General features: G+C 54.9%; 23 protein-coding genes. 15 read left to right on the forward strand and 8 right to left on the reverse strand.

The window, feature by feature from the left end; all coding sequences use genetic code 11:
* Position 1: 1 nt before the first annotated feature.
* The 5 genes from OVA10_RS12850 (at position 2) to OVA10_RS12870 (ending at position 6,068) form a co-directional block, all read left to right on the forward strand.
* Complete coding sequence (locus OVA10_RS12850; RefSeq protein ID WP_268196083.1) at positions 2 to 1,060, forward strand: Gfo/Idh/MocA family protein; 1,059 nt, start codon at positions 2 to 4, stop codon at positions 1,058 to 1,060.
* A complete protein-coding gene (locus OVA10_RS12855; RefSeq protein WP_268196084.1) occupies positions 1,054 to 3,324 on the forward strand; it encodes a glycoside hydrolase family 65 protein in 2,271 nt (756 codons plus the stop codon). The genes OVA10_RS12850 and OVA10_RS12855 overlap by 7 nt, the downstream gene beginning before the upstream one ends.
* Entirely contained in the window at positions 3,317 to 4,024 is a 708-nt protein-coding gene (gene pgmB / locus OVA10_RS12860) for a beta-phosphoglucomutase (protein WP_268196085.1), read from the forward strand. Before OVA10_RS12855 ends, pgmB begins: the two co-directional genes overlap by 8 nt.
* Positions 4,005 to 5,087 carry an ABC transporter ATP-binding protein gene (locus OVA10_RS12865; protein WP_268196086.1) on the forward strand — a complete coding sequence of 361 codons (1,083 nt, stop codon included), beginning with the start codon at positions 4,005 to 4,007 and terminating at the stop codon, positions 5,085 to 5,087. Before pgmB ends, OVA10_RS12865 begins: the two co-directional genes overlap by 20 nt.
* Before the next feature lie 66 nt (positions 5,088 to 5,153).
* Entirely contained in the window at positions 5,154 to 6,068 is a 915-nt protein-coding gene (locus OVA10_RS12870; RefSeq protein WP_268196087.1) for an OmpG family monomeric porin, read from the forward strand.
* A 35-nt stretch (positions 6,069 to 6,103) separates the two neighbouring features.
* Here OVA10_RS12870 and OVA10_RS12875 read toward each other — a convergent pair whose 3' ends face one another.
* Positions 6,104 to 7,114 carry a LacI family DNA-binding transcriptional regulator gene (locus tag OVA10_RS12875; protein WP_248858561.1) on the reverse strand — a complete coding sequence of 337 codons (1,011 nt, stop codon included), beginning with the start codon at positions 7,112 to 7,114 and terminating at the stop codon, positions 6,104 to 6,106.
* 153 nt (positions 7,115 to 7,267) lie between these two features.
* Between OVA10_RS12875 and OVA10_RS12880 the strand changes: the two genes are divergently transcribed.
* From OVA10_RS12880 to OVA10_RS12895, 4 genes are all read left to right on the forward strand, one after another.
* Positions 7,268 to 8,665 carry a YcjX family protein gene (locus OVA10_RS12880; protein WP_268196088.1) on the forward strand — a complete coding sequence of 466 codons (1,398 nt, stop codon included), beginning with the start codon at positions 7,268 to 7,270 and terminating at the stop codon, positions 8,663 to 8,665.
* Positions 8,662 to 9,711 (forward strand): YcjF family protein, encoded by a 1,050-nt coding sequence (locus OVA10_RS12885; protein WP_268196089.1) that lies wholly within the window; start codon positions 8,662 to 8,664, stop codon positions 9,709 to 9,711. Before OVA10_RS12880 ends, OVA10_RS12885 begins: the two co-directional genes overlap by 4 nt.
* A gap of 106 nt (positions 9,712 to 9,817) precedes the next feature.
* Positions 9,818 to 11,365, forward strand: a complete 1,548-nt coding sequence (tyrR, locus tag OVA10_RS12890; protein ID WP_248858558.1) for a transcriptional regulator TyrR — start codon at positions 9,818 to 9,820, stop codon at positions 11,363 to 11,365.
* A 52-nt stretch (positions 11,366 to 11,417) separates the two neighbouring features.
* Complete coding sequence (locus OVA10_RS12895) at positions 11,418 to 11,654, forward strand: DUF2543 family protein (protein ID WP_102103823.1); 237 nt, start codon at positions 11,418 to 11,420, stop codon at positions 11,652 to 11,654.
* Positions 11,655 to 12,005: 351 nt separating this feature from the next.
* Here OVA10_RS12895 and tpx read toward each other — a convergent pair whose 3' ends face one another.
* Positions 12,006 to 12,512, reverse strand: coding sequence for a thiol peroxidase (tpx, locus tag OVA10_RS12900; RefSeq protein ID WP_100780011.1), 507 nt, complete (start codon positions 12,510 to 12,512; stop codon positions 12,006 to 12,008).
* Positions 12,513 to 12,607: 95 nt separating this feature from the next.
* Here tpx and ycjG point away from each other — a divergent pair, with 95 nt between their 5' ends.
* A complete protein-coding gene (gene ycjG, locus OVA10_RS12905; protein ID WP_107703474.1) occupies positions 12,608 to 13,573 on the forward strand; it encodes an L-Ala-D/L-Glu epimerase in 966 nt (321 codons plus the stop codon).
* On the opposite strand, the gene mpaA is transcribed toward ycjG, so the two are convergent.
* The gene (mpaA, locus tag OVA10_RS12910) at positions 13,564 to 14,277 is read right to left on the reverse strand and encodes a murein tripeptide amidase MpaA (RefSeq protein ID WP_123427763.1); all 714 of its coding nucleotides are present in this window, start codon (positions 14,275 to 14,277) and stop codon (positions 13,564 to 13,566) included. The two genes, ycjG and mpaA, sit on opposite strands and share 10 nt — an antisense overlap.
* A gap of 184 nt (positions 14,278 to 14,461) precedes the next feature.
* On the opposite strand from mpaA, the gene OVA10_RS12915 reads away from it, so the two are divergent.
* Positions 14,462 to 16,078, forward strand: a complete 1,617-nt coding sequence (locus tag OVA10_RS12915) for a peptide ABC transporter substrate-binding protein (protein WP_100780014.1) — start codon at positions 14,462 to 14,464, stop codon at positions 16,076 to 16,078.
* A gap of 49 nt (positions 16,079 to 16,127) precedes the next feature.
* On the opposite strand, the gene OVA10_RS12920 is transcribed toward OVA10_RS12915, so the two are convergent.
* From OVA10_RS12920 to OVA10_RS12930, 3 genes are all read right to left on the reverse strand, one after another.
* Positions 16,128 to 16,268 carry an Ecr family regulatory small membrane protein gene (locus OVA10_RS12920; RefSeq protein WP_142503374.1) on the reverse strand — a complete coding sequence of 47 codons (141 nt, stop codon included), beginning with the start codon at positions 16,266 to 16,268 and terminating at the stop codon, positions 16,128 to 16,130.
* A gap of 74 nt (positions 16,269 to 16,342) precedes the next feature.
* Entirely contained in the window at positions 16,343 to 17,575 is a 1,233-nt protein-coding gene (locus OVA10_RS12925; protein ID WP_231275690.1) for a sensor domain-containing diguanylate cyclase, read from the reverse strand.
* Positions 17,576 to 17,674: 99 nt separating this feature from the next.
* A complete protein-coding gene (locus tag OVA10_RS12930) occupies positions 17,675 to 19,804 on the reverse strand; it encodes a putative bifunctional diguanylate cyclase/phosphodiesterase (protein WP_123427766.1) in 2,130 nt (709 codons plus the stop codon).
* Positions 19,805 to 20,257: 453 nt separating this feature from the next.
* Here OVA10_RS12930 and OVA10_RS12935 point away from each other — a divergent pair, with 453 nt between their 5' ends.
* A complete protein-coding gene (locus tag OVA10_RS12935) occupies positions 20,258 to 21,412 on the forward strand; it encodes a methyl-accepting chemotaxis protein (RefSeq protein ID WP_268196090.1) in 1,155 nt (384 codons plus the stop codon).
* Positions 21,413 to 21,445: 33 nt separating this feature from the next.
* Here OVA10_RS12935 and OVA10_RS12940 read toward each other — a convergent pair whose 3' ends face one another.
* On the reverse strand, positions 21,446 to 22,567 hold the full coding sequence (locus tag OVA10_RS12940; protein WP_268196091.1) for a GGDEF domain-containing protein: 1,122 nt from the start codon (positions 22,565 to 22,567) through the stop codon (positions 21,446 to 21,448).
* A gap of 201 nt (positions 22,568 to 22,768) precedes the next feature.
* Here OVA10_RS12940 and zntB point away from each other — a divergent pair, with 201 nt between their 5' ends.
* The 3 genes from zntB to dbpA all read left to right on the forward strand — a co-directional run bounded on the left by zntB (position 22,769) and on the right by dbpA (position 25,613).
* Complete coding sequence (zntB, locus tag OVA10_RS12945; protein WP_100780017.1) at positions 22,769 to 23,752, forward strand: zinc transporter ZntB; 984 nt, start codon at positions 22,769 to 22,771, stop codon at positions 23,750 to 23,752.
* Between the two features lie 275 nt (positions 23,753 to 24,027).
* Positions 24,028 to 24,180, forward strand: a complete 153-nt coding sequence (ynaL, locus tag OVA10_RS12950) for a proline-rich small protein YnaL (protein WP_157809239.1) — start codon at positions 24,028 to 24,030, stop codon at positions 24,178 to 24,180.
* Positions 24,181 to 24,239: 59 nt separating this feature from the next.
* A complete protein-coding gene (gene dbpA / locus OVA10_RS12955) occupies positions 24,240 to 25,613 on the forward strand; it encodes an ATP-dependent RNA helicase DbpA (protein ID WP_268196092.1) in 1,374 nt (457 codons plus the stop codon).
* Positions 25,614 to 25,658: 45 nt separating this feature from the next.
* Here the strand turns inward: dbpA and ttcA are convergent, their stop codons facing one another.
* Positions 25,659 to 26,594, reverse strand: a complete 936-nt coding sequence (gene ttcA / locus OVA10_RS12960) for a tRNA 2-thiocytidine(32) synthetase TtcA (RefSeq protein ID WP_100780019.1) — start codon at positions 26,592 to 26,594, stop codon at positions 25,659 to 25,661.
* Between the last annotated feature and the right edge of the window lie 10 nt (positions 26,595 to 26,604).

Below are 26,604 nucleotides of genomic sequence, written 5' to 3' on the forward strand. Positions count from 1 at the left end.
CGTGATGAGTGCTTCTACACCTTTGCCTCTGCGCGTCGCCATCCTTGGCGCCGGGCAGGTTGCAGACAAAGTGCATGCCTCGTATTACGCCACGCGCAGCGATCTGCAGATGGTGGCTGTCATGGACAGCCGCCTGGATCAGGCGCAGGCATTTGCTGAGCGCCACGCTATCGCAGGTGTGTATCAGGACGCGAGGTTGATGTTGCAGGAGGCAAAGCCTGACATCGTGAGCGTTTGCTCGCCGAATCGTTTTCACTATGAACATGTGATGGCGGCGCTGGAGGCGGGTTGCCACGTGATGTGCGAAAAGCCACCCGCTATGACCCCTGCGCAGGCAGACGAGATGCGTCTGGCGGCCCGGCATGCTGGAAAAGTGCTGGCCTACGATTTTCACCATCGTTTCGCGCTGGATGCGCAACTGCTGCGTGAAGCGGTCCAAAACGGCACCTTTGGCGAGATTTATGTCACCAGCGCGCAGGCGTTACGTCGTTGCGGTGTTCCCGGCTGGGGTGCCTTTACCAATAAGTCGCTACAAGGCGGTGGGCCATTGATTGATATCGGCATCCATATGCTCGATGTGGCGATGTACGTGTTGGGGTTCCCGGCGGTGAAACGCGTGACAGCACACAGTTTTCAAAAGCTGGGCACCACTAAGCATTGTGGACAGTTTGGTGAATGGGACCCCAAAGGCTATACCGTTGAAGATGCGCTGTTTGGCACTATTGAGTTTTGCAACGGGGGGATCTTACGTCTCGATACGTCGTTTGCCCTTAACATCCGCGAGAGATCGATCATGAACGTCTCATTTTGCGGTGAAAAAGCGGGCGCAACATTATTCCCGGCGCATATTTATGATGACGTGGGGGGCGAGTTACAGACGATTTTAAGCCGCGACGACGCGGACGATCAACGCCATTTACGCAGCATGGAAGCATTTGTGCGCCATGTGCTGGGCGAGCCGGTCATGATTGCCGATGCCGAGCAGGGGCTGGTGATCCAGCAGCTCGTGGCGGCGCTCTATGAATCGGCAGAAACACGGGAGAGCGTAGAATTATGCTGAACCTCTCTCGTCTTTCAGAACCCACGTTCAGCCCGCACAGTCTGAACAAGTACGCGTCGATCATGGCCTGTGGCAATGGCTATATGGGCATTCGCGCCAGTCATGAAGAGGACTATACGCAGCAAACGCGCGGCATGTATCTGGCGGGGGTTTACCACCGCGCAGGGCGCAACGAAACGAAGGAACTGGTGAACCTCCCGGATGTGCTGGGAATTGAACTGCAGCTGGACGGCGAGCATTTTTCGCTACTGGCAGGTGAGCTTCTCTGCTGGGAGCGTGAGTTAGCGTTCTCTAACGGCGAGCTACGCCGCAGCCTGGTCTGGCGTTCAACCAGGGGAAAACGCTTTCGCATCGACAGCCGCCGCTTTGTCTCACTGGATCAGCTGCCATTGGTGGCGCTGCAATTTTCCGTCACTCCCCTGGACGGCGCTGCGCGCATCAGCTTCTCGACGGGAATCGACGCGACGCAAACCAACAGCGGTCGACAGCATCTGGATGAAACCTCTGTTCAGGTATTTGATCAGCATTTCATGCAAGGCGTATATGAAACTCAGGATCGCTCGACTGACGTCGTGATCTCCGCGAGCTGTCAGCTGGATACCCCGAGTGAAAACTGTTTTACCGCCAAAAACCGGCGTCTGAACTGCCACCATACGCTGGAGGCAGAAGAGGGGCAGAAAGTTACGCTGGAGAAAATCGTCTGGATAACCCATCGCCACGATAAAGCACTTGAGCAGTCTGCCTTTGCACAAAAAGGCCTGGCCGAGCTAAAACGCTGCGCGGAGCAGGGCTACGACGCATTGCTGGAACAGTCTGCACTTGCCTGGGACATGCACTGGCAAACCAGCCGCGTTAGCGTGCAGTCCGACGATCCTCAGGATCAGCTCGCCCTCGACTACGCGGTCTGGCATTTGACGGCCATGACGCCTGCGCACAATGAGCGATGCAGTATCGCGGCGAAAGGGCTGACCGGCGAAGGCTATAAAGGCCACGTTTTCTGGGACACTGAGATCTTCCTGTTACCGTTCCACCTCTTTACGCGGCCGCAAACGGCCCGCAGCTTGCTGCGTTATCGCTGGCTGAACCTTGCCGGAGCCCGTGAGAAAGCACAGCGCAACGGCTGGGCGGGAGCGCTGTTTCCGTGGGAGAGCGCAGACAGCGGACAGGAGGAGACGCCTGAATACGCGGCCATCAATATTCGCACCGGCCTGCGGCAAAAAGTGGCGTCGGCGCTGGCGGAGCACCATATCGTCGCCGATATCGCCTGGGCCGTCGTGACCTACTGGCAAGCGACGCGCGACAGCGACTTCATGCGCAGTGAGGGGCTGGCGCTGCTCATGGAAACCGCGTCGTTCTGGATATCGCGGGCCACAGACGTGAATGGCCGGCTTGAGATCCATGACGTTATCGGCCCGGACGAGTATACCGAGCATGTGAACAACAATGCCTTTACCAACTATATGGCCTGGCAAAACGTCCATGATGCCCTGACGCTGATGGAACACTTTAATCGGCAGGACGATGCGTTTACAGAAGCGGCGCAGAAATTCCTGGCACGGCTGTGGCTGCCTTCCGCTGATGAGCAGGGGGTTATCCCGCAGGATGACACCTTTATGGCGAAACCTGCGATAGATCTTCGCCGTTATAAAGCGCAGGCCGGCAAGCAAACCATTCTGCTGGACTACTCCCGCGCGGAGGTCAATGAAATGCAGATCCTCAAGCAGGCGGACGTGGTGATGCTCAACTATCTGTTGCCAGATAAGTTCGACCGCAAACAATGTGCGGCGAATCTGGCCTTCTACGAGCCGCGCACGATCCACGACTCCTCATTGAGTCAGTCGATTCACGGCATTGTGGCTGCTCGCTGCGGTGATAATGCCCGCGCCTATGCGTTCTGGCGAGCGGGTGCGGCGATTGATCTGGGTGACGATCCTCACAGTTGCGACGATGGGATCCACGCCGCCGCAACGGGTGCAATCTGGTCGGGCGTCGTTCAGGGCTTTGCAGGGATGCAGATTATTGATGGCGAACTGCATCTGACGCCGCAACTGCCGACACACTGGCAGCGACTGCAATTCTCTCTTCAGTGGCGCGGTGCACGTCTTGATATTCTGGTTGAGGGCGCATCAGTGACGCTGCGTTCCAGTGCGCCGATAGCAGTGACGCTTTGGGGGAAAACACACCACCTTTTAGCCCATGAAACGCGCACTGTTGATTTACCTGAATTTGGGACCGCTACCACGGAGGGCGACAACAATGTTTAAGGCGGTGATTTTCGATCTAGACGGGGTGATTACCGACACGGCGCATCTGCACTTTCTGGCCTGGCAGAGCGTGGCGTCAGAGATAGGCATCCCGATTGATGAGGCGTTCAATGCCGGGCTGAAGGGTATTAGTCGGATGGACTCACTCGCCCGTATTTTGCGCCACGGTGGAATGGAAGAGGCGTTCAGCCAGAAAGAGTGCGAGCAACTGGCGCAGGCCAAAAATGCGCTGTACGTCGAATCACTTAAGGGGTTAACCCACGATTCACTTCTGCCGGGTATTGCGCAGCTACTGGCGGAAATCCGCGCGAACAAGGTGCGCATCGGGCTGGCGTCGGTCTCCCTTAACGCGCCCACGATCCTCCAGGCTCTGGGGATCGCCAGCGCTTTCGATTTTTGCGCCGACGCGTCGCGCATTCAGCTCTCGAAACCGCATCCTGACATTTTCCTGGCGGCCTGCGCAGGATTAGGCATCACACCGGAGCAGGCGATTGGGATTGAAGATGCGCAGGCGGGTATTGAGGCGATCAATGCCGCAGGCATGCTGTCGGTTGGGATCGGCGGCGAGTTATCTGGCGCAGATTTAACACTTTCTTCCACGGATGAACTGTCCTGGCCGCGTTTATCCGATTTCTGGCAGGCCATGCGCGGCCATAACGGGCATCACTTAAGGGGGCATAATGGCTCAGCTATCGCTTAAACATATTCAAAAAATCTACGCCAACCAGGTTCATGTGGTGAAGGATTTCAGCCTCGAAATCGCAGATAAAGAGTTTATCGTCTTTGTCGGTCCGTCGGGCTGTGGCAAATCGACAACTTTGCGCATGATTGCCGGGCTGGAGGAGATTAGCGCGGGTGAGCTGTTTATCGACGGGGTGCGGATGAACGATGTTCCGGCCAAATCGCGCGATATCGCAATGGTGTTCCAGAACTACGCCCTGTATCCGCATATGACCGTCTACGACAACATGGCGTTTGGTCTGAAGATGCAAAAAATAGCGCCAGCGGTCATTGAGGAAAGGGTCAGCTGGGCGGCGCAAATTTTGGGGCTGCGTGATTATCTGAAGCGAAAACCGGGGGCGTTGTCCGGTGGCCAGCGCCAGCGTGTGGCACTCGGAAGGGCGATTGTGCGCGAGGCGGGAGTCTTCCTGATGGATGAACCCCTGTCCAACCTCGATGCCAAGCTGCGTGTGCAGATGCGTGCAGAGATCAGCAAGCTGCACCAGAAACTGAACACCACCATGATTTACGTGACTCACGATCAAACGGAAGCCATGACCATGGCGACGAGAATTGTGATTCTCAAGGACGGTTATATTCAGCAGGTGGGCGCACCGAAGCAAGTCTATAACGAACCGGCCAATATGTTTGTTGCTGGTTTTATCGGATCACCGGCCATGAATTTTATTCGCGGGGCAATTGATGGCCGTTATTTCGTCACTGAAACGCTGCGTCTGGCGATCCCCGAAACGAAACTCGCTGTGCTGAATGCGATGGGGTATCAGCGCAAGGCAGTGGTCTTTGGCATCCGGCCCGAAGACATTCTCACGTCATCAGGCATCCCCATGGATATCACAGCCAAAGTCAGCGTGGCAGAACTCACCGGAGCAGAGTTTATGCTCTACGCCACAGTGGGGGGGCATGAGCTGGTTCTGCGCGCCGGCGCGGTCAACGATTACCGTGCCGGGAATAACCTGGCCATTCAGTTTGAAATGGATAAATGTCACTTCTTCGACGCTGATAGCGAAATAGCGCTGAGATAAAAGATTTCGTTGCCGGGAATTTTCTTTCCGGCTTTTTTAGTCGTTATTTTATAAAGGAATATACAAATGAGTACTCTACACAGAAGTGCTGCGCTTTTATTATGCGCAGGGGTAACGTGCGCCCAGGCGGCTGACAATCAAGAAAAATGGCACTTTAATATAGGTGCTATGTATGAGATTGAAAACGTCGAAGGGCAGGGCGAAGATAAAGATGGATTATATGAACCTTCCGTCTGGTTAAATGCCACCTGGGACGCATGGACTATTTCACTGGCCATGTATCAGGAAGGTCCGGTGGATTACAGCAGCATGACACGCGGGACCTATTTTGATCGCCCGGAATTTGAGCTGCGCTATCGTATTATCGGCAGCGACGATTTCACCCTCGGTTTGACCGGTGGCTTCCGCAATTATGGCTACCATTTTAAAGATGAACACGGCGCGAAAGACGGCACCGCCAATATGCAGCGCTATAAAATTCAGCCCGACTGGGATCTGAAACTGAGCGATGACTGGCGCTTTAGCGGCTGGTTTGCGATGTATCAGTTTGCCAACGATCTGGAAAAAACCGGTTATTCCGACAGCCGCGTAGAAACCGAAACCGGATTTACCTGGACCATTAACGAAACCTTTTCGGCGAAAGCCAATTACTATTTAGAGCGCGGCTTTAATATGGACGGCAGCCGAAATAACGGTGAGTTTTCCACGCAGGAAATTCGCGCCTATTTGCCGATCTCTCTGGGTAATACCACCTTAACGCCGTATACCCGCATTGGTCTGGATCGTTGGTCGAACTGGGACTGGCAGGACGATCCAGACCGCGAAGGGCATGATTTTAACCGCCTGGGTATGCTCTACGCGTACGATTTTATGAATGGATTATCCATGACGCTGGAATACGCGTACGAATGGGAAAATCACGACGAAGGCAAAAACGACCGCTTCCACTATGCGGGCGTCGGCGTGAACTACGCATTCTGACGGGGTGACTGCCAGGGGCTTTGACGCCCCTGGATTCAGCGAAGCGAGGGCGTTTCAGAGAGTGCCGTGTCAACAATGACCTGGCGTGGTGCCTCTTTTCCGGCGATACGTTTGAACAGGACATCGCAACTCTGTTCGCCCAACTGGCGGGTAGGGATTTCGAAGCCAGCCGGCGCAGGGGTCAATATCAACGACAGCAACGGATCCGTATAACCGGCGATCGCCAGCTGTTCCGGGATCATCAGGTTTAATTCATCCGCTGCGCGATACAGAGCGAGAAGTTTCATACTGTCCGTGGCGAAAACGGCACGCGGTGGGTGTGCTGAGGAGAGTAATTGACAGGCCGCGTCCAGCGCACTTTCGTGGGTATATCCGCCGTCGACAACCCAGTCAGCATTAAAGACAATGTTGTGTTTTTCGAGGCTGGCTTTATAACCCGCGAGACGGTCGATTGAGACGTGGTAATCAACGGGCGCATGCAGACAGGCGATTTTGCGATGGCCATTGCGAATAAACGTATCGGTTAACGTCATACTGCCGTGGAAATTATCCGTATCGACTGAATAGATATTCTGGAAATCGCCTTCGACTTTACCAATTACTACGACGGGAATGCCATAGGTATCAAGCCGTGGGAAAAAAGATTCATTGGCCGGGGAACTGAGCATAATAATTCCCTTAACCATTTTTTGCTTAATTTTATTTTCGCATTTCTGCAAATCATCTTCGCTACTTTTCGACGTTTGAAGAATAACGTCAAAACCTTCCTCTTCGGCTTTTTCCGTAATGGTATGTAACACGTCAGAGAAAAAAGGATTACCGGCTGTGGTCTTGGCTGAACGCGTGGAAATAACCATGATCGCGTCAAAACCTGAAGAGGTCAGGGCACGGGCCAGCTTGTTGGGTTGATAATTTAATTCATCAATCGCTTTTTGCACTTTTTCAAGTGCTTCCGGGGAGATATTTGTTTGCTTGTTTAGAACCCTGGACACGGTTGATTTTGATACGCCAGCAACACGTGCAATATCATAAATGGTGGGTGACATACACCTTACAACTCCATGATAGCGGTAGTGGGATTATATTACGGGAGAAAAAACGGGAATGACAGTGACAATGAATTGAAAATCAACGATCTGCCCCAATTTATTGTATTCTGAAGCTGATATCAGCGGTCTTCGGGGCAAAACAGGATGGCGATGAAGCGACTTAAAAACGAATTCAACTCACTGGTTAACCGTGGCGTAGACCGCCATTTGCGTCTGGCGGTGACGGGACTTAGCCGCAGCGGCAAAACTGCATTTATCACCGCGATGGTCAACCAGCTTCTCAATTTACACGCCGGAGCGCGCCTGCCGCTGCTGAGTGCCGCGCGCGAAGAGCGCCTGCTTGGCGTGAAGCGTGTACCGCAGCGCGACTTTGGCATCCCGCGTTTTACCTATGACGAAGGGCTGGCACAGCTGTACGGCACGCCACCCGCCTGGCCGACGCCGACGCGCGGTGTGAGCGAAATCCGTCTCGCGCTGCGCTTTCGTTCTAACGAATCCGTATTACGCCATTTTAAAGACACGTCCACGCTCTATCTGGAAATTGTCGATTATCCCGGCGAATGGTTGCTCGATTTGCCGATGCTGGCCCAGGACTACCTGAGCTGGTCGCGGCAAATGACCGGGCTTCTGCAGGGGCAGCGCGCGGAGTGGTCGGCAAAATGGCGCGAACTCTGCGCGGGGCTGGACCCGCTGGCACCGGCGGACGAAAACCGTCTGGCGGCGATTGCCCAGGCCTGGACTGATTATCTTCATCAATGCAAACAGCAGGGGCTGCACTTTATTCAGCCGGGCCGGTTTGTGCTGCCGGGCGAAATGGCGGGCGCGCCCGCGCTGCAATTCTTCCCGTGGCCGGACGTCGATGGCTGGGGCGAATCCAAACTGGCGATGGCGGATAAACACAGTAACGTCGGGATGCTGCGCGATCGCTTTAACTACTACTGCGAGAAAGTGGTGAAGGGGTTCTACAAAAATCACTTCCTGCGCTTTGACCGCCAGATTGTGCTGGTGGACTGCCTGCAGCCGCTCAACAGCGGGCCGCAGGCCTTCAACGATATGCGCCTGGCGCTCACCCAACTGATGCAAAGTTTCCACTACGGGCAGCGAACCCTGTTCCGCCGCCTGTTTTCGCCGGTGATCGATAAGCTGCTGTTTGCGGCGACCAAAGCCGATCATGTGACGGTCGATCAGCATGCGAACATGGTCTCGCTGCTGCAACAGCTGGTGCAGGACGCCTGGCAAAATGCGGCGTTTGAAGGGATTAGCACGGACTGTCTGGGGCTGGCCGCGGTGCAGGCGACGCAGAGCGGGCTGATTGATGTCAACGGTGAGAAAATTCCGGCCCTGCGCGGCAACCGTCTGAGCGACGGCGAGCCGCTGACCGTCTATCCTGGCGAAGTGCCCGCTCGTCTGCCGGGGCAGGCGTTCTGGCAAAATCAGGGTTTTCAGTTTGAGGCGTTTCGCCCTCAGGCAATGAATGTCGACCAGCCGTTGCCGCACATTCGCCTGGACGCGGCGCTGGAGTTTTTAATAGGAGATAAGCTGCGATGACCGAACCTTTAAAGCCACGCATCGATTTTACCGGCACGCTTGAGCAGGCGCGCGACGAAGCCTTTAAATCTGCCCAGGCTTTCAGTGGTCCGGAGGCCGAGAAATTCGCGCCTGTCGTCGCTGACGAACTGCTGTCGGACGAAGGGCCGGCAGAAGCGGTGGTCGAGGCGGCGCTGCGGCCCAAACGCAGCCTGTGGCGCAAAATGGTGATGGCCGGGCTGACGCTGTTTGGCGTGAGCGTGGTCGGACAGGGCGTTCAGTGGACGGTGAATGCCTGGCAAACTCAGGACTGGGTCGCCCTCGGCGGCTGCGCGGCAGGGGCGCTGATCGTCGGGGCGGGCGTTGGGTCGATTGCGACCGAATGGCGTCGTCTGTGGCGACTGCGCCAGCGCGCCCATGAGCGCGACGAAGCGCGCGATCTGTTACACAGTCATGCCACCGGAAAAGGGCGCGCATTCTGTGAAAAACTGGCGAGCCAGGCCGGGATTGACCAGTCCCATCCGGCTCTGCAGCGCTGGTATGCGGCGATCCATGAAACGCAAAACGACCGTGAAATCGTGAGTCTCTACGCGAGTATCGTTCAGCCCGTGCTCGATTCCCAGGCGCGGCGTGAGATTAGCCGCTCGGCGGCGGAGTCGACGCTGATGATTGCTGTCAGCCCGCTGGCGCTGGTGGATATGGCCTTTATCGCGTGGCGAAATCTGCGGCTTATCAATCGCATTGCCACGCTGTATGGCATCGAACTGGGCTATTACAGCCGTCTGCGCCTTTTCCGCCTGGTTCTGCTGAATATGGCCTTTGCCGGTGCCAGTGAACTGGTCCGTGAAGTGGGGATGGACTGGATGTCTCAGGATCTTGCCGCACGACTGTCCACCCGCGCGGCACAGGGGATCGGGGCGGGTCTGTTAACCGCGCGTCTGGGGATCAAAGCCATGGAATTATGCCGCCCCCTGCCATGGATGAATGACGATAAACCGCGTCTCGGGGATTTCCGTCGCGAACTGATTGGCCAGTTGAAAGAGACATTGAGCAAAAAACCGCAGTAAACGCTGAAGAATTCACCTCGCTGTCAATATTTGTTGACAGCGAGCTTCCAGCCAGACGATATCTGACATATCATTTTAAGGTTACTGGCTAAAGAGTGAATTTCCCATGCGTCTGGAAGTGTTCTGTCAGGACCGTATCGGCCTGACCCGCGAATTACTCGATCTCCTTGTTTTGCGTGACATTGATTTGCGCGGCATCGATATCGACCCTATCGGGCGAATTTATCTCAATTTTGCCGAAATCGAATTTAATACCTTTAGCAGCCTGATGGCGGAAATCCGCCGTATCGCTGGCGTTACGGATGTGCGTACCGTGCCGTGGATGCCGTCAGAGCGCGAGCATCTGGCGTTAAGTGCGCTGCTCGAAGCGATGCCTGAACCGTTTTTATCCCTCGATCTGAAAGGCAAAGTGGAGCGCACCAACCAGGCAAGCTGCCAGCTGTTCGGCCAGAGTCAGGAAAAACTGAGCAACCATCATGCGTCGCAGCTGATTGCCGGTTTCAATTTCCAGCGCTGGCTCGACAGCAATCCGCAGGGCACGCATAGCGAACATGTGGTGATCGGCGGCCAGAACTTCCTGATGGAGATCACCCCGGTGCATCTGCGCGGTGAGAATGACGTCAGCGTGCTGACCGGCGCGGTGATCATGCTGCGTTCGACCATCCGTATGGGGCGCCAGCTGCAGAATCTCTCCAACCAGGATGTCGGCGCGTTCAGTCAGATTATTGCCGTTAGCCCGAAAATGAAGCATGTGGTGGACCAGGCGCGTAAACTTGCGAATCTCACTGCGCCGCTGCTGATCACCGGCGAAACGGGAACTGGCAAGGATTTACTGGCACATGCGGTTCATACAGCCAGCCCACGCGCGGCAAAACCCTATCTGGCCCTGAACTGCGCGTCTATTCCGGAAGATGCCGTTGAGAGCGAGCTGTTCGGCCACGCGCCGGAAGGCAAAAAAGGCTTCTTCGAGCAGGCCAACGGCGGCTCGGTCTTGCTGGATGAGATTGGCGAGATGTCGCCGCGCATGCAGGCTAAACTGCTGCGCTTCCTCAACGACGGCACTTTCCGCCGCGTCGGGGAAGATCACGAGGTTCACGTTGATGTGCGCGTCATTTGCGCGACGCAGAAAAACCTCGTCGAACTGGTGCAAAAGGGCGTATTTCGGGAAGATCTCTATTATCGACTGAATGTACTGACCCTGAATATTCCGCCGCTGCGCGACTGTCCGCAGGACATTATGCCGCTGACCGAACTGTTCGTGGCGCGCTTTGCCGACGAGCAGGGCGTGCCGCGTCCGAAACTCTCGGCGGATTTGGGGTCGATGCTGACGCGCTACGGCTGGCCGGGCAACATCCGCCAGCTGAAAAACGCCGTCTACCGTGCGCTCACGCAGCTGGAAGGCTACGAGCTGCGCTCGCAGGACATTCTGTTGCCGGATTACGATGCGGGAACCGTGTCGGTTGGCGAAGAGGCGATGGAAGGCTCGCTGGATGACATCACCAGCCGTTTCGAGCGTTCTGTGCTGACCCAACTTTATCGCAACTATCCGAGCACCCGTAAACTGGCGAAACGCCTGGGCGTATCGCACACGGCCATCGCCAATAAGTTGCGTGAGTACGGTCTAAATCAGAAGAAAGCGGACGATCAGAACTGAGAAAATCCCGCGCGGGCGGGTTTTTTGCTATCCAAACATTAAGGCTTAACGTATGAGCAATGAAATACCTTTAAAGTTTTATGACATCGCGGATGAATATTCAAAGGAATCCGCAAAACCCGTCAGCGAAGCAGAGCGCGACGCGGTGGCCTATTATTTCCAGTCGCTGATCACGCGTTTAATGAATAACGAGGAGATCAGCGAAGAGGCGCAGAGTGAGATGGCCCGGGAAGCCGGAATCGATGAAACGCGGATCGATGAGATCGCAGAGTTTTTGAATACGTGGTGATGATCGCGTTCTGATATCGCCGTATTGAGTGCGATGTCCGCATGCTGCGCGACGCTGGCGTCGGACATCCGCATCTCGCTCAGGGGAGTTATCTCAATGAGCGAGATGCGGCTCAGAAAGATTTACATCCTCCTCAGATTTTATAACTCACGCCTTGCAAAACCGCATCCTGTTACCAAACGGATCATACCCTTCCAGAATTTTCCCCCACGCCTGCTCCATCGTTAAGTTCATCTCGCAACCGTTCGATAGTGTGCACAGGGACAAAGAGTATCGTTTCTGGGCAGACGTCAGACAAAAGAAAGCCCCGCATCAGCGAGGCTTTGAATATCTGAGCGCTGAGCGATGTCGTTACGCTTTCAGCACATCCAGCGCAGCGGTGTAGTCTGGCTCGTTGGTGATTTCGTTGACCAGCTCGCTGAAGATCACGGTGTCGTTTTCGTCGATCACCAGGACTGCACGGGCAGCCAGGCCTTTCAGTGGGCCTTCCGCGATACCTACGCCGTAGTTTTCGAGGAAATCAGGGCTACGCAGGGTAGAAAGCGTGATAACGTTGCTCAGACCTTCTGCGCCGCAGAAACGGGACTGGGCGAACGGCAGATCCGCGGAAATGCACAGCACCACGGTGTTGTCGACTTCGGTCGCCAGCTGGTTGAATTTACGCACGGACGCAGCGCAAACGCCGGTGTCGATGCTTGGGAAAATGTTCAGGACTTTGCGTTTACCGGCGAACTGACCCAGTGTTACGTCAGACAAATCTTTTGCCACGAGGGTAAAAGCCTGTGCTTTGCTGCCTGCCTGCGGAATGGAACCTGCAACAGAAACCGGGTTGCCCTGGAAATGAACGAGTTGTGACATAGATATCTTCCTGTTTACATATAGTTAACGTCGCGGCTAGTGTATGACAACAGCGGATAACACGGCAAACCTATTTTTCCCTACAGGAGTGAGTGATGAGAACCGTCAAGGTCTATGAAGAAGCGTGGCCACTGCATACCCCGTTTGTGATCTCTCGCGGTAGCCGTAGCGAAGCCAGCGTAGTCGTCGTCGAGATTGAAGAAGACGGTGTGAAGGGCGCGGGCGAATGCACACCTTATCCTCGCTACGGCGAGAGTCTCGCGTCGGTGATGGCGCAGATCATGACTATCGTTCCTGAACTGGAAAAGGGGCTGACACGCGAAGCGCTGCAACAGGCGCTCCCGGCGGGTGCGGCGCGTAATGCGGTCGACTGTGCGCTGTGGTCGCTGGAGGCGCATCGGCAGAATCATACGATCAGCGACTCGCTGGGCGTGGTACTGCCGCAGACCATTGTAACGGCGCAAACGGTGGTGATCGGCGAGCCTGCGCAGATGGCGTCAAGTGCTAAAGCGCTGTATGAGGCCGGGGCGCGGTTGCTGAAAGTGAAGCTTGACGATCATTTGATTAGCGAGCGGATGGTGGCGATCCGCAGCGCGGTTCCGGAAGCGACCCTCATTGTCGACGCCAACGAATCCTGGAAGAGTGAAGGGCTGGCCGCGCGCTGTCAGCTGCTGGCTGATTTGGGCGTGGCGATGCTGGAGCAGCCGCTGCCGTCGGCACAAGACGCCGCGCTGGAAAACTTTATCCACCCGTTGCCTATCTGCGCCGATGAGAGCTGCCACACGCGTGACAGCCTGGCCGGGCTGAAAGGGCGCTACGAGATGGTGAACATTAAACTTGATAAGACGGGTGGATTAACCGAAGCACTGGCGCTGGCTAAACAGGCGCGGGCTGACGGATTCGCGCTGATGCTTGGCTGTATGCTCTGCACCTCAAGAGCCATCAGCGCCGCACTGCCGCTGACAGAGCAGGTGAGCTACGCCGATCTTGATGGACCCACCTGGCTCGCCGTGGATGTCTCACCAGCGCTGAATTTTACCACCGGGACGCTTCACCTCTGAGATTGCCAGCGCAGCAGGCCGGTCATCGCTTTCAGGTATTTCTCGCTCGCTTCATCAGAGGAGACGGGCGGGAACTCGGCGGTAATGCAGTGCAGGCCGAGGTCTGCGCACCAGCTGCCAAACGAGCCTGGCGTTTCGTATCCGACGCTGGTGACCAGCGGCAGCGCGAAGGCGTCAGCCAGCCACTCGCCTAACTCCGTGTGGCGTGGATCTTCGATGCAGGCCAGCGGATCGTGAAACGACACCACCCACGCCGGTTGAAGATGATGAATGAGCTGGCACAGCCCCTGGGTTTCAGGCTCTGAGCCGGGTTTTTCACCGGTGAGGAGCACCACGTCACGCTCGTCCGCCGCGCTGTTCCAGCGATATACCGTCTCTCCCGCTCGCCAGTTGGCCGCAGGGAAATTGCGGTTCAGATCGACGCCGCGCGCGTTGGCCCGCAGCCCTAACTGGCAGCCGTCCGGATTAACCGTTAACACCACGTGATGACGACGCAGATCGGGCGCCAGCGTGCGCAGCGCGCAGGAGAGGGTGACGATGGAGGAGTTCTCATCCCCGTGCGTCCCGGCGATGATAAGCCCGCTGTGGCGGTCGGCCTGCGGGGCAGGAAACCAGATCAGCGGGGCACCCAGAAATGAGCGGCCATAATGTTCCGTTCCGGGCGGGAAAGCGCCACGTTCCGTTCTTGGGCGGGTAAGTGACATATGAAATCCTGATAGCGAGTTCTTTATAGCCAGTGTTGTGTAAAACACGCGCTTAATCAAATAGTTTCACGGGCCGGAGAAACTGATCCGATCTCAACTTTCCGCGCGAAGGTGTTTGCATTTCGCTGTTCTGAAACAAATAATTACGCATCTGCTTGTCACCCATCATTCCAAAGGGGATCTCATGAAGCATCCTGTTTCGCTGCTCTGTACTGCGCTGTGGCTGTGTGGACTCACTTCTGTTTCTTATGCAGCTGATATTCCTCAGGGAACGAAGCTGGCGGAAAAACAGGAACTGGTCCGCCATATCAAGGACGAACCCGCCTCGCTCGATCCGGCGAAAGCCGTCGGCTTACCGGAAATTCAGGTGATCCGCGATCTGTTCGAAGGGCTGGTGAATCAGAATGAAAAGGGCGAACTCGTCCCCGGTGTCGCGACGAAGTGGCAGAGCAATGACAACCGTATCTGGACATTTACCTTACGCGACAACGCGAAGTGGTCAGACGGTACGCCGGTAACGGCGCAAGATTTTGTCTACAGCTGGCAGCGCCTGGTAGACCCGAAAACGACGTCGCCATTTGCCTGGTTTGCGGCGCTGGCGGGGATCACTAATGCCCAGAGCATTATCGACGGCAAAGCCCAGCCCAATACGCTTGGAATCACGGCCGTGGATGCCAAAACCCTTCGCGTGCAGCTCGATAAACCGCTGCCCTGGTTCGCTAATCTGACCGCCAGCTTTGCTTTTTATCCTGTGCAGAAAGCCAACGTTGAGAGCGGAAAAGAGTGGACTCGCCCAGGCGCACTGGTGGGCAACGGTGCCTATGTTCTGAAAGATCGCGTGGTGAATGAGAAGCTGGTGGTTGAGCCGAATACGTCCTACTGGGACAACGCCCAGACGGTACTGAAAAAAGTGACTTTTATTCCAATCAACCAGGAGTCATCGGCCACTAAACGCTATCTGGCGGGGGATATTGATATCACCGAATCCTTCCCAAAAAATCTCTATCAGAAGCTGCTCAAAGATATTCCGGGGCAGGTTTATACGCCGCCGCAACTGGGCACCTATTACTACGCGTTTAACACTCAGAAAGGGCCCACGGCCGATCAGCGTGTGCGACTGGCCCTGAGCATGACCATCGATCGTCGGATTATGGCGGAGAAGGTGCTCGGAACGGGCGAGAAACCGGCGTGGCACTTTACGCCGGATGTGACTGCAGGCTTTACGCCAGAAAAGTCACCGTTCGAGCAGATGTCGCAGGCCGAGCTGAATGCGCAGGCCAAAATGCTGTTACAGGCTGCCGGATACGGCCCGCAGCGACCGCTGAAACTGACGCTGCTCTATAACACTTCAGAAAACCATCAGAAAATTGCGATTGCGGTGGCGTCGATGTGGAAGAAAAACCTCGGCGTGGATGTGAAGCTGCAGAATCAGGAGTGGAAAACCTATATTGATAGCCGCAATACCGGCAACTTCGACGTGATCCGCGCCTCCTGGGTGGGGGATTACAATGAGCCATCCACTTTCCTGTCACTGTTAACATCCACACACAGCGGCAACATTTCGCGCTTCAGCGATCCGGCGTACGACAAGATTATCAACCAGGCGACGCTGGAAACGACGGCGAAAGCGCGCAATGCGGATTACAACGCGGCTGAGAAAATCCTTGCCGAAAAGGCCCCGATCGCGCCGATTTATCAATATACCAACGGTCGCCTGATTAAGCCGTGGGTGAAAGGGTATCCGATAAATAACGCGGAAGATGTGGCGTATAGCCGGACGATGTATATCGAGAAGCATTAATATGAATAACAAGGCCCGTCTGAGAACGGGCCTTTTTTTGATTCGCCAGTCAGGGCGCGTCAATCGCCGGGTAGAGGCTGCTTTCCAGATACCCCACCAGGTGCCACATCTCACCGCTAAAAATAAACCATAAGCCAAATATAATAACGCTGAGAATAATTAGGATGAGTATGACTTCTGTTTTCCCCATAGCAAAAGTGACCCACCTGACCGCTGTTAATTCGAGGGGGCATTGTAGCGGGGCTTTAATCAATACTCCAGTTTTCAGGCGGCGAGCACTTTATTGCGGCCATTGTTTTTGGCGCGGTATAAGGCGTCGTCTACGCGTTTTAACAGATCGTCGATGCTCTCGTCCGGATTATGTCGCGCGACGCCAATACTCACGGTAAAGCGGGGCAGGCCGGGGATGACAATGCGCGCCACTTCGGCACGAATGGTTTCGGCCACCTGCATCGCAGCCTCAAGCGTGGTACGCGGCAGCAGGATCACAAACTCTTCGCCGCCCCAGCGGAACACAAAATCATCTTTACGGCTGCAGGCTTCGAGCATGCGCGACAGAGAAATCAGCACCTCGTCGCCCCTGGAATGGCCGAATACGTCATTAATATTCTTGAAATGATCCATGTCGACCAGTAACAGGCTGAACTGCTGCTGGGCGGGCAAATGGGACGGATGAGTCTGTTCAGTGATGAGATAAAACTGTCGACGATTTAGCAGGCCGGTCATGGAGTCCCGCAGGGCGGCGTGCTCCAGCTCGTGCTCAAGCCTTTTTTGCTCGGTGATATCGTGAACAATGCACAGCATTAATTTGTCGCCGTAAATCTCAATCGGACCCGCGTACGTTTGCACGTGGCGGGTGGAGCCATCGGCCAGCCGGTGGACAAAATTAAGGGGCTTATGCCCGCCGGGAAGACGGGCGATCTCCGTCATAATCGGCAAGATATCGCGCCCCAGGGTGTTAATTTCCCATGTGTGTTTTGTGCACATGTCATCGTGGCTGTAACCGTAAAAATTGAGGGCCGCCAGATTCGCGTCGACAATTTGCCCGTCACGCGCGGTATCTATGAGCAGCATGGGCGCGCTGTTAGTCTGGAAAAAGCGGGCGTAGAAACCCTGTTTTTTACGCTGGTAGTTGGCAGAGCGGCTCGCTTTCAGGCCGGAAGGGGCCTGGGAAATCAGCCCTTCAAACACAATGATTTCACCCGCACTTTCATGCTCGGTGAGGGACAGGCGACAGCTCAGGGTGGTTTCCTGATCGTTGCGCCAGACGGTCCAGATTTCGACAATTTCCAGCTCGGATTTGAGATCAGGAACGTACATTGCCAGCTGCTGCTGTGCACTGGCGGAATAAGCGCCCTGACGCATGTCATTCAGCGTTTTATTACGCATCATGTCGCTCGCCGCACTATTGGCGAAAATAACCTGCTCAGAGACGGGTGAGACTAACCAAACCGGTGTTTTGACGAAATTCAGCGCATCAAAGCTGTGTGGCAACATAGAGTCTTCCCAGTCATCGGCAGCCAACGCTCATGAAATTTGCGGTATCACGGTTATACACACGTGGGCATATTTCAAAACATACTCCACTTCATCACATCAGGCATGATTTTTTTGTGAATGAAGTGGGGGTTCTATTTGATTTTTACCAATTGGAATAATTTGTTTGTCAGATTTATTCTGTAATACCAGCCACGGCACCTGTTCTGCAGGAAGCGGGCGGGAAAAATAATAGCCCTGCAGATAATCACATCCCAGATTTGCCAGCATTTGCTGCTGTTGTTGGGTTTCAATACCTTCGGCGACCACCACCATATCCATGGTCCGGGCAACGTGGATAATGGTTTCGACAATCTTTTTGCTTTTATCGTTTTCCCGCATGCTATCAATAAAACTTTTATCTATTTTAAGCTCTTTAGCCGGAAGCACATTCAGCATCAGCAGGTTAGAGTATCCGGTGCCAAAGTCGTCGATGGAAACGGTAAAACCGGCGTGGTTAAACATATCTAATAATTCAATGCTGCGTTCCAGGTTTTTCAGGGCCGTGCTTTCGGTGACTTCGAGGATCAGTCGTGAAGGTTCGAGATTGTATTTCTGCATGGTGCCGGAAATCACCTCGAATATATCCTGTTGCTCAAACTGAATAGGGGACAAATTAAACGACAGCGTCCACTGGCTGAATCCCTGTTCCGTCCAGAAGCGCAGTTGTCTGCAGGCCTGATCAATGGCCCACACCCCCACCGGAATGATTAATCCTGTTTTTTCCAGCGATGGCAGGAATACGTTCGGCAGCAGCACACCCTGTTCAGGATGGTGCCAGCGCAACAAGGCTTCAAAGCCGTGAATCTCATTCACTGCGGCGTGGTAGGTGGGCTGATACCAAAGCTCAAACTGCTCGCGCTCCAGCGCCTGGGTGAGATCCTGCAGGAAAGACGGCTCTGCTGAGATGCTTTTCGACATCTCCGGGCGATAAATCGCCCAGCCGTTGCGCCCCTCCTGCTTAATGTGATGCATCGCGGCATCGGCTTTAAATTTCAGTTCGTGGAGGGTTTCACCGTGCTGAGGATAAAGGCTCACGCCAAGGCTTAAGGTGATATTCAGCGCGTGGCCGCCAATGGCGAAAGGGCGGCGAATATCGTCGAGCAGGGTCGTGGAGAGTTCGGTAATTTTCTCGTCATCGCAGTCGGGCAGCAGCAGGATAAACTCATCGCCGCCGAGCCTGGCGAGACTCATTCCCGGCGTCAGCCGGGCGGTAATGCGCTGCGCGACGCTTACCAGCAGTTCATCGCCAACCTGATGCCCCCAGGCGTCGTTCACTAGTTTGAAATGGTCGATATCCAGAAACATTACCGCAAACTGTTTTTTATTCAGCAGTGAGCCGTGCAGGCAATCCTGCAGGCTGAGATCCATCTGCGTGCGGTTGGCTAGCCCGGTAAGAGCGTCAAAGCGTGCTTTACGCTCCAGCTGGGTGTTGAGCTGGCGCAGGTTTTCCGTCAGGCGATGAGTGCGAAAATGGGAGTCCACCAGCGAGATAATCAGCATGATACCCAATAGCACGAGCGTGGTGGTGGAGACCCAAATTGACAGCCCTAACTCGCTCACTCCGCCCGGCATCATGTGCGCGGCGTGCTGAAAATTGGCTGCGCTCATTCCCGTGTAATGCATCGCGCAAATGGCAACGCCCATCACCACGGCCGCGGCGACGCGGTTGATAAACACGCCTTTGTGCCGCCGGCGCAGGTGAAAGGCAAGCCAGAGAGCGGCACCCGAGGCGACAATGGCGATTGCGACAGAGATCGTCACGAGGGTCATGTTCCAGCGAATGTCATCACTTAGCATCAGCGCCGCCATCCCGGTGTAGTGCATGGCCACGACGCCTGCGCTAAGGATCAGCGTGGAAAACAACCAGCGAAAAAAGGAGAGAGAATCACCCGGAACGGCAATATTAATGGCGCTGGTGGCCGCGACAATGGCGATGCCCAGTGAGCCGACGGTAAGCCAGACGTGATAACTCATGTCGATCGGCATTTTCATCGATAGCATACCGATGAAATGCATTGACCAGATACCTATCCCCAGCGTGACGCCCCCGGCCATGCGCCACCAGAGAGCGGCTTTGCGGCTGGCACCCGATATTTTGCCGGCGCTGTCGAGCGCCACAAATGAAGCGATAAACGCCACCAGGAATGAGATGGCAATGAGAACGGGGTCCCAGGACACATCGAGCATTATGCAATCCCACGCTAAAAAGTCGTTATTGAGTTCATCCGGTGCGTGACTCATCACCGCCGAGGCTTACTCTAACTAATTCCAAGATTAGTTGCTTATCAAAAATCAACAACAAACGCGTTATTTCTACGTGCAGGAACGCATCGAAGATATATTCTCTCATTAATGACTTAAGTAGCGCTACATGATTTTAATCAGCAGTAGCATTCGCTCTTAATAAACTTTGCGTTAATATTTAATCATCTGTTTGCTAACTATTGTTGTCACAAAGAAAATAGGGGTGAAAAGAATAAAGCGCTCATGGTTGAGGTTAAGCTGATTCTGTGTACTGACTTAAGGTAAATTTACGGCATCCGGAGGTGAATAATAAATGCCACTTAAAATGTGGTGGAAAAAGAAAATGCGAATGCTATAACCAATATACCTCCTCCGACTTGTTGTATGGGATCAATTATGCTTAGAAATATTAGCGTAAGAACCTTTATTATATATTTTCTGCTAGTCGTGCTTTTAATCATTGATGGTCTAGTTTGGACTTTATCGGAAAGTACAACGCTTTTTATCGCAGTAAATATTATTAATGTGCTTGCGGTCATGTTGCTGTGGTCCTACATGACAAAATATCTTGTGACGCCGATCAACACCGTGAAAAAAAGTATCGAAGAGGTCACCTCAGGCAATCTTGCCGTTTCTATCCCCGAGTTTGGCAACAACTGTGCGGGGCGTTTAATTCCGGGGATCAATAGCTTATCCAGTAACATCGCCACGCTGGTGCGGGAAATACGCGCCTCGTCGCAATCCGCGATGACCCTCTCAGAACAACTCTCCTCACGCAGCGCGGAATTGTCGGTGAAGACAGAGCAGCAATCCGCTTCGCTTATTCAGACCGCTGCCAGCATGGAGCAGATGGCGGCCAGCACCCGTAACAACGCCGATAACACCCGTCTTGCCAGCGAGCGTGCGAACCACGCGACGGTGCAGGCGCGCAAAGGGGGCGAGCTGATGGGGCAGGTGGCAAATAATATGCAGTCGATTACGGAATGCGCGCAGCAAATGACCGAGATCATCTCTCTGATCGACGGCATCGCGTTCCAGACCAATATTCTGGCGCTGAACGCGGCGGTCGAGGCGGCAAGGGCTGGCGATCACGGCAAAGGTTTCTCCGTGGTCGCCGGTGAAGTGCGTAATCTTGCCCATCGCAGTGCAGAGGCGGCGAAAAGCATTAAGTCGCTGATCGACGTGACGAGCAATAACGTGACGCAGGGCGTGACGGTGGTCGCGGAAGCCGAGAAAAATATGCACGAAATCGTCAACGGTTCCGGGCATGTCAGCAAACTGATGGATGAGATTTCGGCGAGTACCTCTGAACAGGAAAAAGGGATTTCGCAAATCACGCAGGCGCTGTCTGAGCTGGAGCGTGTGACGCAAAGTAACGTGGCGATGGTGGATGAACTGTCAGGCTCCTCCGATGTGCTGAAAAACCAGGTGATTGAGCTTCAGACGCGCACCCGGAATTTCAGGCTGGAGGGCGGCTCGCAACCTGACTGGCAGGAGAGTGTGCGCCAGGAGCACAGCGCCTTTCCCCGCCACGCAGAACACTCATACTGACTGATTGACTGGAAAAGCCTGGTTCGCCAGGCTTTATACTTTGTAGCGGTTACGTCCTGCCTGTTTCGCCTGATACAGCGCTTTGTCCGCCCTCGCTATCAGTTCCCGTGCGGTCACGCCGGGTTTCCATAACGCCAGCCCCTGGCTCACCGTCACGCGGTCGCTCACGGGAGAACCCGCGTGAGGAATATTCTGCGCCTGAAGCACCGCCGCAATATTCTGTGCAGCCGACTGTAACGCCTGCGAGTCCGCATCGGGCAGCAGCAAAACAAACTCCTCACCACCAAAACGCCCGACAATGCCGCTTGAGGTCAGCGCGGCGGATTCCAGCGCCCTGGCGATGGCCATCAGGCACAGGTCGCCTTTTTGATGCCCGTAATAATCGTTGTAAAGTTTAAAGTGATCGACATCGAGCATGATCAGCCCAAAGCTGTTTCCATCCTGCTGATGGCGCAGGATGGCCTGATCCATCTGCGTTTCAAATGACCGACGGTTCGCAATCCCGGTCAGCGGGTCGTTGTTGGCCAGCAGGCCCAGGCGTTGAATCAAATCCGAATTTTCCTGCTCGCGGCGCAGGGCGAGCAGAAACCAGCTGTTGAGAATACGTCGGCCTGATTCAATCAGTCCCGCCAGCAAAATCCACTGCAATCCATTCATGACCGTGAGGCCGTTGCGGTAAAAAAGTGAGGTAATCAGTATCGTCAGCCAGACCGGCAGAATAAAGCTCAGCAGGACTTTGGGATCAAAGTAGAGTGAGATCAGCGCGGTAAACAGCAGTAATGCGGCAGAAGGGAAGATGATGCGCAGATCGTTGCTGACGATCAGGACAAAGAAACAGCCCGCCCAGCACAGACTGAGGGCCACCACGGTCCACTTTGCTAACGTACCGAGCCACTGTGCGCTTTGCAGGGGGGCCATCCGCATGATGAATAACACGGCGGCGGAGAGGGTCAGGTCGGCCACCATCATGGTTTCCAGCACTGCCGCGGGGTGGTGGAAAAGGACCTCTGACTCGAAGGCGGAGAAATAGTTACGCCCCAGGATGAAAGAGGAGAACAACATATTTACCCACAGGAACCATGTCACACTGGTTTTAATGGCAATGGTCCGCATTTCTGCAAGACGAACATCGAAGGCCGCACAGGGCTTTTTCATCGTCACACTCGTAAAAGATACATTTAAAAACAAAATGGCAGCATTTCTGTAACTCTACTGTTTTGCATCTTTCTGTCCAGTGGTTAGAGTAGGATAAGGGTTAATTCATGAGCAAATTCAGCGCTATGCTGTCGGTAGATGTTGAATAACCTTTCGGGAAGGCTAGACTGACGATGTTCATGACAAAAAGGGGGAGTCACTGTGGAAGGCATTAAGGGATCGGACGTTAATGTTCCGGATGCGGTATTTGCGTGGCTGCTGGACGGTAAAGGCGGGGCGCGACCCCTTGAAGATGACGATATTATAGACAGCGAGCACCCCTGCTGGTTGCATCTGAACTACACCCATCCGGACAGTGCGCAGTGGCTGTCATCGACGCCGCTGCTACCAAACAGCGTGCGCGACGCGCTGGCCGGGGAGAGCCTGCGACCGCGCGTCAGCCGTCTCGGGGAGGGCACGCTGATTACGCTGCGCTGCATCAATGGCAGCACCGACGAGCGCCCGGATCAGCTGGTCGCCATGCGTCTTTATATGGATGAACGTCTGATTGTCTCCACCCGGCAGCGCAAAGTGCTGGCGCTGGATGATGTGGTCAACGATCTGAAAGAGGGGACCGGGCCGGTCGACTGCGGTGCGTGGCTGGTCGATGCCTGCGATGCGCTGACGGATCACGCCAGTGAATTTATCGAAGAGCTGCACGATAAAATTATCGATCTCGAAGATAACCTGCTCGATCAGCAAATTCCGCCGCGCGGTTATCTTGCTCTGCTGCGTAAACAGCTCATTGTGATGCGTCGCTACATGACCCCGCAGCGTGATGTCTACGCGCGGCTCGCCAGCGAACGTCTGCCGTGGATGAACGACGATCAGCGACGTCGCATGCAGGATATCGCCGATCGGCTCGGGCGCGGGCTGGATGAGATCGACTCCTGTATTGCGCGAACGGCGGTAATGACCGATGAAATCGCAACGGTGATGCAGGAGTCACTTTCGCGCCGGACGTACACCATGTCGTTAATGGCGATGGTCTTTTTACCCAGCACGTTTTTGACCGGGCTATTTGGTGTGAATCTCGGGGGCATACCAGGCGGGGCGTACCGGTTCGGCTTTTCCGCTTTTTGCATCATGTTAGTTGTTTTGATTGGTGGTGTTGCGTGGTGGTTGCATCGCAGTAAATGGCTGTAAATTTACACATTTTCAGGCGTTTTCTGGCTTCAAAACGCGTTTTTGTTTGAGCGAAGTCAATAAACGGCTACCCCGTTCGGTGCAGTATTACTCCCGCAGGTGAATGCAACGTCAAGCGATGGGCGTTGCGCTCCATATTGTCTTACTTCCTTTTTTGAATTACTGCATAGCACATATTGATTCGTACGACGCCGACTAAATTAGTCGGCTTTTTTTTGCCTCCAGAATCTCAGCGTCTACCCTAAAAGGGTCACCCCGATAAACTGGAGGGAAACATGAGCTATCTGCTTTCACTGCTTTACACGCAACTGTCGGTACCTGACTCGATACCCATCGATCCGGTGCCTGTCCCCGATCCGATCCCCCGACCGCAGCCAATGCCCGACCCGCCGCCGGATGAAGAACCGATTAAATTGTCGCATCGGTAGCGCAGATCTGCGAGGATACGCGCCAACTGACTGTGATTTTTTTACCTTGAGAGTACATTGTGACCGCTTTTTCTACGCTGAACGTTCTGCCTGCCGCCCAACTCGACAATCTTACCGAGTTGGGATATCTCTCGATGACCCCTGTACAAGCTGCCGCGCTTCCGGCGATTCTGGAAGGACGAGACGTTCGCGTGCAGGCTAAAACCGGCAGTGGAAAAACGGCCGCCTTTGGCCTGGGATTGCTCCAGCAGATTGATGCGGGCCTGTTCCAGACGCAGTCCCTGGTGCTCTGTCCGACGCGCGAGCTGGCGGATCAGGTGGCAGGGGAGTTACGTCGTCTGGCGCGCTTCCTGCCTAACACCAAAATTCTGACCCTCTGCGGCGGCCAGCCGTTTGGTGCGCAGCGCGACTCGCTGCAGCATCCGCCGCACATTATTGTCGCCACGCCTGGCCGTCTGCTCGATCACCTGCAAAAAGGCACCGTTTCGCTGGATGCCCTGCAAACGCTGGTGATGGATGAAGCGGATCGCATGCTGGATATGGGCTTTACCGATGCCATCAATGAAGTGATTCGTTTCGCGCCTGCGACGCGCCAGACACTGCTGTTTTCCGCAACCTGGCCAGAAGCGATTGCGGCAATCAGCGGACGGGTGCAGAACAACCCGGCTACCATTGAAATCGACGCGGTGGATGCGCTGCCGTCCATCGAACAGCAGTTCTACGAAACCTCGCAAAACGGCAAAATTCCGCTGCTGCAAAAGCTGCTGAGCAAACATCAGCCGGCCTCCTGCGTGGTGTTCTGTAATACGAAGAAAGATTGCCAGGCCGTCTGTGACGCGCTTGACGAGGCGGGGCAGAGTGCGCTCGCCCTGCATGGCGATCTGGAACAGCGCGACCGCGATCAGACGCTGGTGCGTTTCGCCAACGGCAGCGCACGCGTGCTGGTGGCAACGGACGTGGCAGCGCGCGGCCTGGACATCAAATCCCTGGAGCTGGTGGTTAACTACGAGCTGGCGTGGGACCCGGAAGTCCACGTTCACCGTATTGGTCGTACAGCGCGAGCGGGCAACAGCGGTCTGGCGATCAGCCTGTGCGCCCCGGAAGAGGCACAGCGCGCCAACATTCTGTCTGAAATGCTGCAGCTGAAACTCAACTGGATGCCCGCTTTGGGCAGTGTCAGTATCACGCCACTGGCCGCTGAAATGGCGACTCTGTGCATCGACGGCGGCAAAAAAGCCAAAATGCGTCCTGGGGATGTATTAGGCGCACTGACCGGGGATATCGGACTTGAGGGTGCGGATATCGGCAAAATTGTGGTGCATCCGGCACACGTCTATGTAGCGGTGCGTCAGAAAGTGGCGAACAAAGCGTGGAAACAGCTGCAGGGCGGGAAGATTAAAGGCAAAACCTGTAAGGTGCGTTTGCTCAAATAAGCCACAAAGAAAAGCGTCTCAGAGAGTCTCTGAGACGCCAGAGTATTACTTCACTTCCAGAACGTTCAGTCGCATTTCATCCAACTGAGACTCATCTTCTTCCGGCTGCCAGCCCGCAGGCTGCATCGGGATCTCTTCGCGGTCGAACGCCAGATCGCCACCGTTCACCACTTCCGCACCGTGCTTAATGCCTTTGAAATCGAACAGTTCAGTATCACACAGGTGAGAAGGCACAACGTTTTGCATCGCGCTGAACATGGTCTCAATGCGGCCCGGATAACGTTTATCCCAGTCGCGCAGCATATCGCCAATTACCTGACGCTGCAGGTTCGGCTGCGAGCCGCACAGGTTACAAGGGATGATTGGGTATTCGCGCGCCTGCGCAAAACGTTCGATATCTTTTTCACGACAGTAGGCCAGCGGGCGAATAACGATGTGTTTTCCGTCGTCGCTCATCAGCTTCGGCGGCATCCCTTTCATTTTGCCGCCGTAGAACATGTTCAGGAACAGGGTCTGCAGGATATCGTCGCGGTGATGGCCGAGAGCGATTTTCGTCGCGCCCAGCTCGGTGGCGGTGCGATACAGAATACCGCGGCGCAGACGCGAACACAGGGAGCAGGTGGTTTTCCCTTCCGGGATCTTTTCTTTGACGATGCCGTAGGTATTCTCTTCGACAATCTTATATTCGACGCCCTGTTGCTCAAGGTATTCCGGCAGGATGTGCTCCGGGAAGCCAGGCTGTTTCTGATCAAGATTGACCGCCACCAGGGAAAAGTTCACCGGTGCGCTTTGCTGCAGATTGCGAAGGATCTCCAGCATCGTGTAGCTGTCTTTACCGCCTGACAGGCAGACCATAATGCGGTCGCCTTCTTCAATCATGTTGAAGTCTGCAATGGCTTCACCGACGTTGCGGCGCAGGCGCTTTTGCAGTTTATTCAGGTTGTATTGTTCTTTCTTATTAACTGATTGATTATCTTGCATTTATACTTTA

The organism is Lelliottia sp. SL45 (assembly GCF_026672535.1).
GTDB lineage: Bacteria > Pseudomonadota > Gammaproteobacteria > Enterobacterales > Enterobacteriaceae > Enterobacter > Enterobacter nimipressuralis.

What these genes read in the sequence shown, in the direction of transcription:
- OVA10_RS12855 (WP_268196084.1), top strand. Translation starts at nt 1,054, where the DNA reads ATGCTGAACCTCTCTCGTCTTTCAGAACCCACGTTCAGCCCGCACAGT.
- pgmB (WP_268196085.1), top strand. Translation starts at nt 3,317, where the DNA reads ATGTTTAAGGCGGTGATTTTCGATCTAGACGGGGTGATTACCGACACG.
- OVA10_RS12865 (WP_268196086.1), top strand. Translation starts at nt 4,005, where the DNA reads ATGGCTCAGCTATCGCTTAAACATATTCAAAAAATCTACGCCAACCAG.
- OVA10_RS12870 (WP_268196087.1), top strand. Translation starts at nt 5,154, where the DNA reads ATGAGTACTCTACACAGAAGTGCTGCGCTTTTATTATGCGCAGGGGTA.
- OVA10_RS12875 (WP_248858561.1), bottom strand. Translation starts at nt 7,114, where the DNA reads ATGTCACCCACCATTTATGATATTGCACGTGTTGCTGGCGTATCAAAA.
- OVA10_RS12880 (WP_268196088.1), top strand. Translation starts at nt 7,268, where the DNA reads ATGAAGCGACTTAAAAACGAATTCAACTCACTGGTTAACCGTGGCGTA.
- OVA10_RS12885 (WP_268196089.1), top strand. Translation starts at nt 8,662, where the DNA reads ATGACCGAACCTTTAAAGCCACGCATCGATTTTACCGGCACGCTTGAG.
- tyrR (WP_248858558.1), top strand. Translation starts at nt 9,818, where the DNA reads ATGCGTCTGGAAGTGTTCTGTCAGGACCGTATCGGCCTGACCCGCGAA.
- OVA10_RS12895 (WP_102103823.1), top strand. Translation starts at nt 11,418, where the DNA reads ATGAGCAATGAAATACCTTTAAAGTTTTATGACATCGCGGATGAATAT.
- tpx (WP_100780011.1), bottom strand. Translation starts at nt 12,512, where the DNA reads ATGTCACAACTCGTTCATTTCCAGGGCAACCCGGTTTCTGTTGCAGGT.
- ycjG (WP_107703474.1), top strand. Translation starts at nt 12,608, where the DNA reads ATGAGAACCGTCAAGGTCTATGAAGAAGCGTGGCCACTGCATACCCCG.
- mpaA (WP_123427763.1), bottom strand. Translation starts at nt 14,277, where the DNA reads ATGTCACTTACCCGCCCAAGAACGGAACGTGGCGCTTTCCCGCCCGGA.
- OVA10_RS12915 (WP_100780014.1), top strand. Translation starts at nt 14,462, where the DNA reads ATGAAGCATCCTGTTTCGCTGCTCTGTACTGCGCTGTGGCTGTGTGGA.
- OVA10_RS12920 (WP_142503374.1), bottom strand. Translation starts at nt 16,268, where the DNA reads ATGGGGAAAACAGAAGTCATACTCATCCTAATTATTCTCAGCGTTATT.
- OVA10_RS12925 (WP_231275690.1), bottom strand. Translation starts at nt 17,575, where the DNA reads ATGTTGCCACACAGCTTTGATGCGCTGAATTTCGTCAAAACACCGGTT.
- OVA10_RS12930 (WP_123427766.1), bottom strand. Translation starts at nt 19,804, where the DNA reads ATGCTCGATGTGTCCTGGGACCCCGTTCTCATTGCCATCTCATTCCTG.
- OVA10_RS12935 (WP_268196090.1), top strand. Translation starts at nt 20,258, where the DNA reads ATGCTTAGAAATATTAGCGTAAGAACCTTTATTATATATTTTCTGCTA.
- OVA10_RS12940 (WP_268196091.1), bottom strand. Translation starts at nt 22,567, where the DNA reads ATGAAAAAGCCCTGTGCGGCCTTCGATGTTCGTCTTGCAGAAATGCGG.
- ynaL (WP_157809239.1), top strand. Translation starts at nt 24,028, where the DNA reads ATGAGCTATCTGCTTTCACTGCTTTACACGCAACTGTCGGTACCTGAC.
- ttcA (WP_100780019.1), bottom strand. Translation starts at nt 26,594, where the DNA reads ATGCAAGATAATCAATCAGTTAATAAGAAAGAACAATACAACCTGAAT.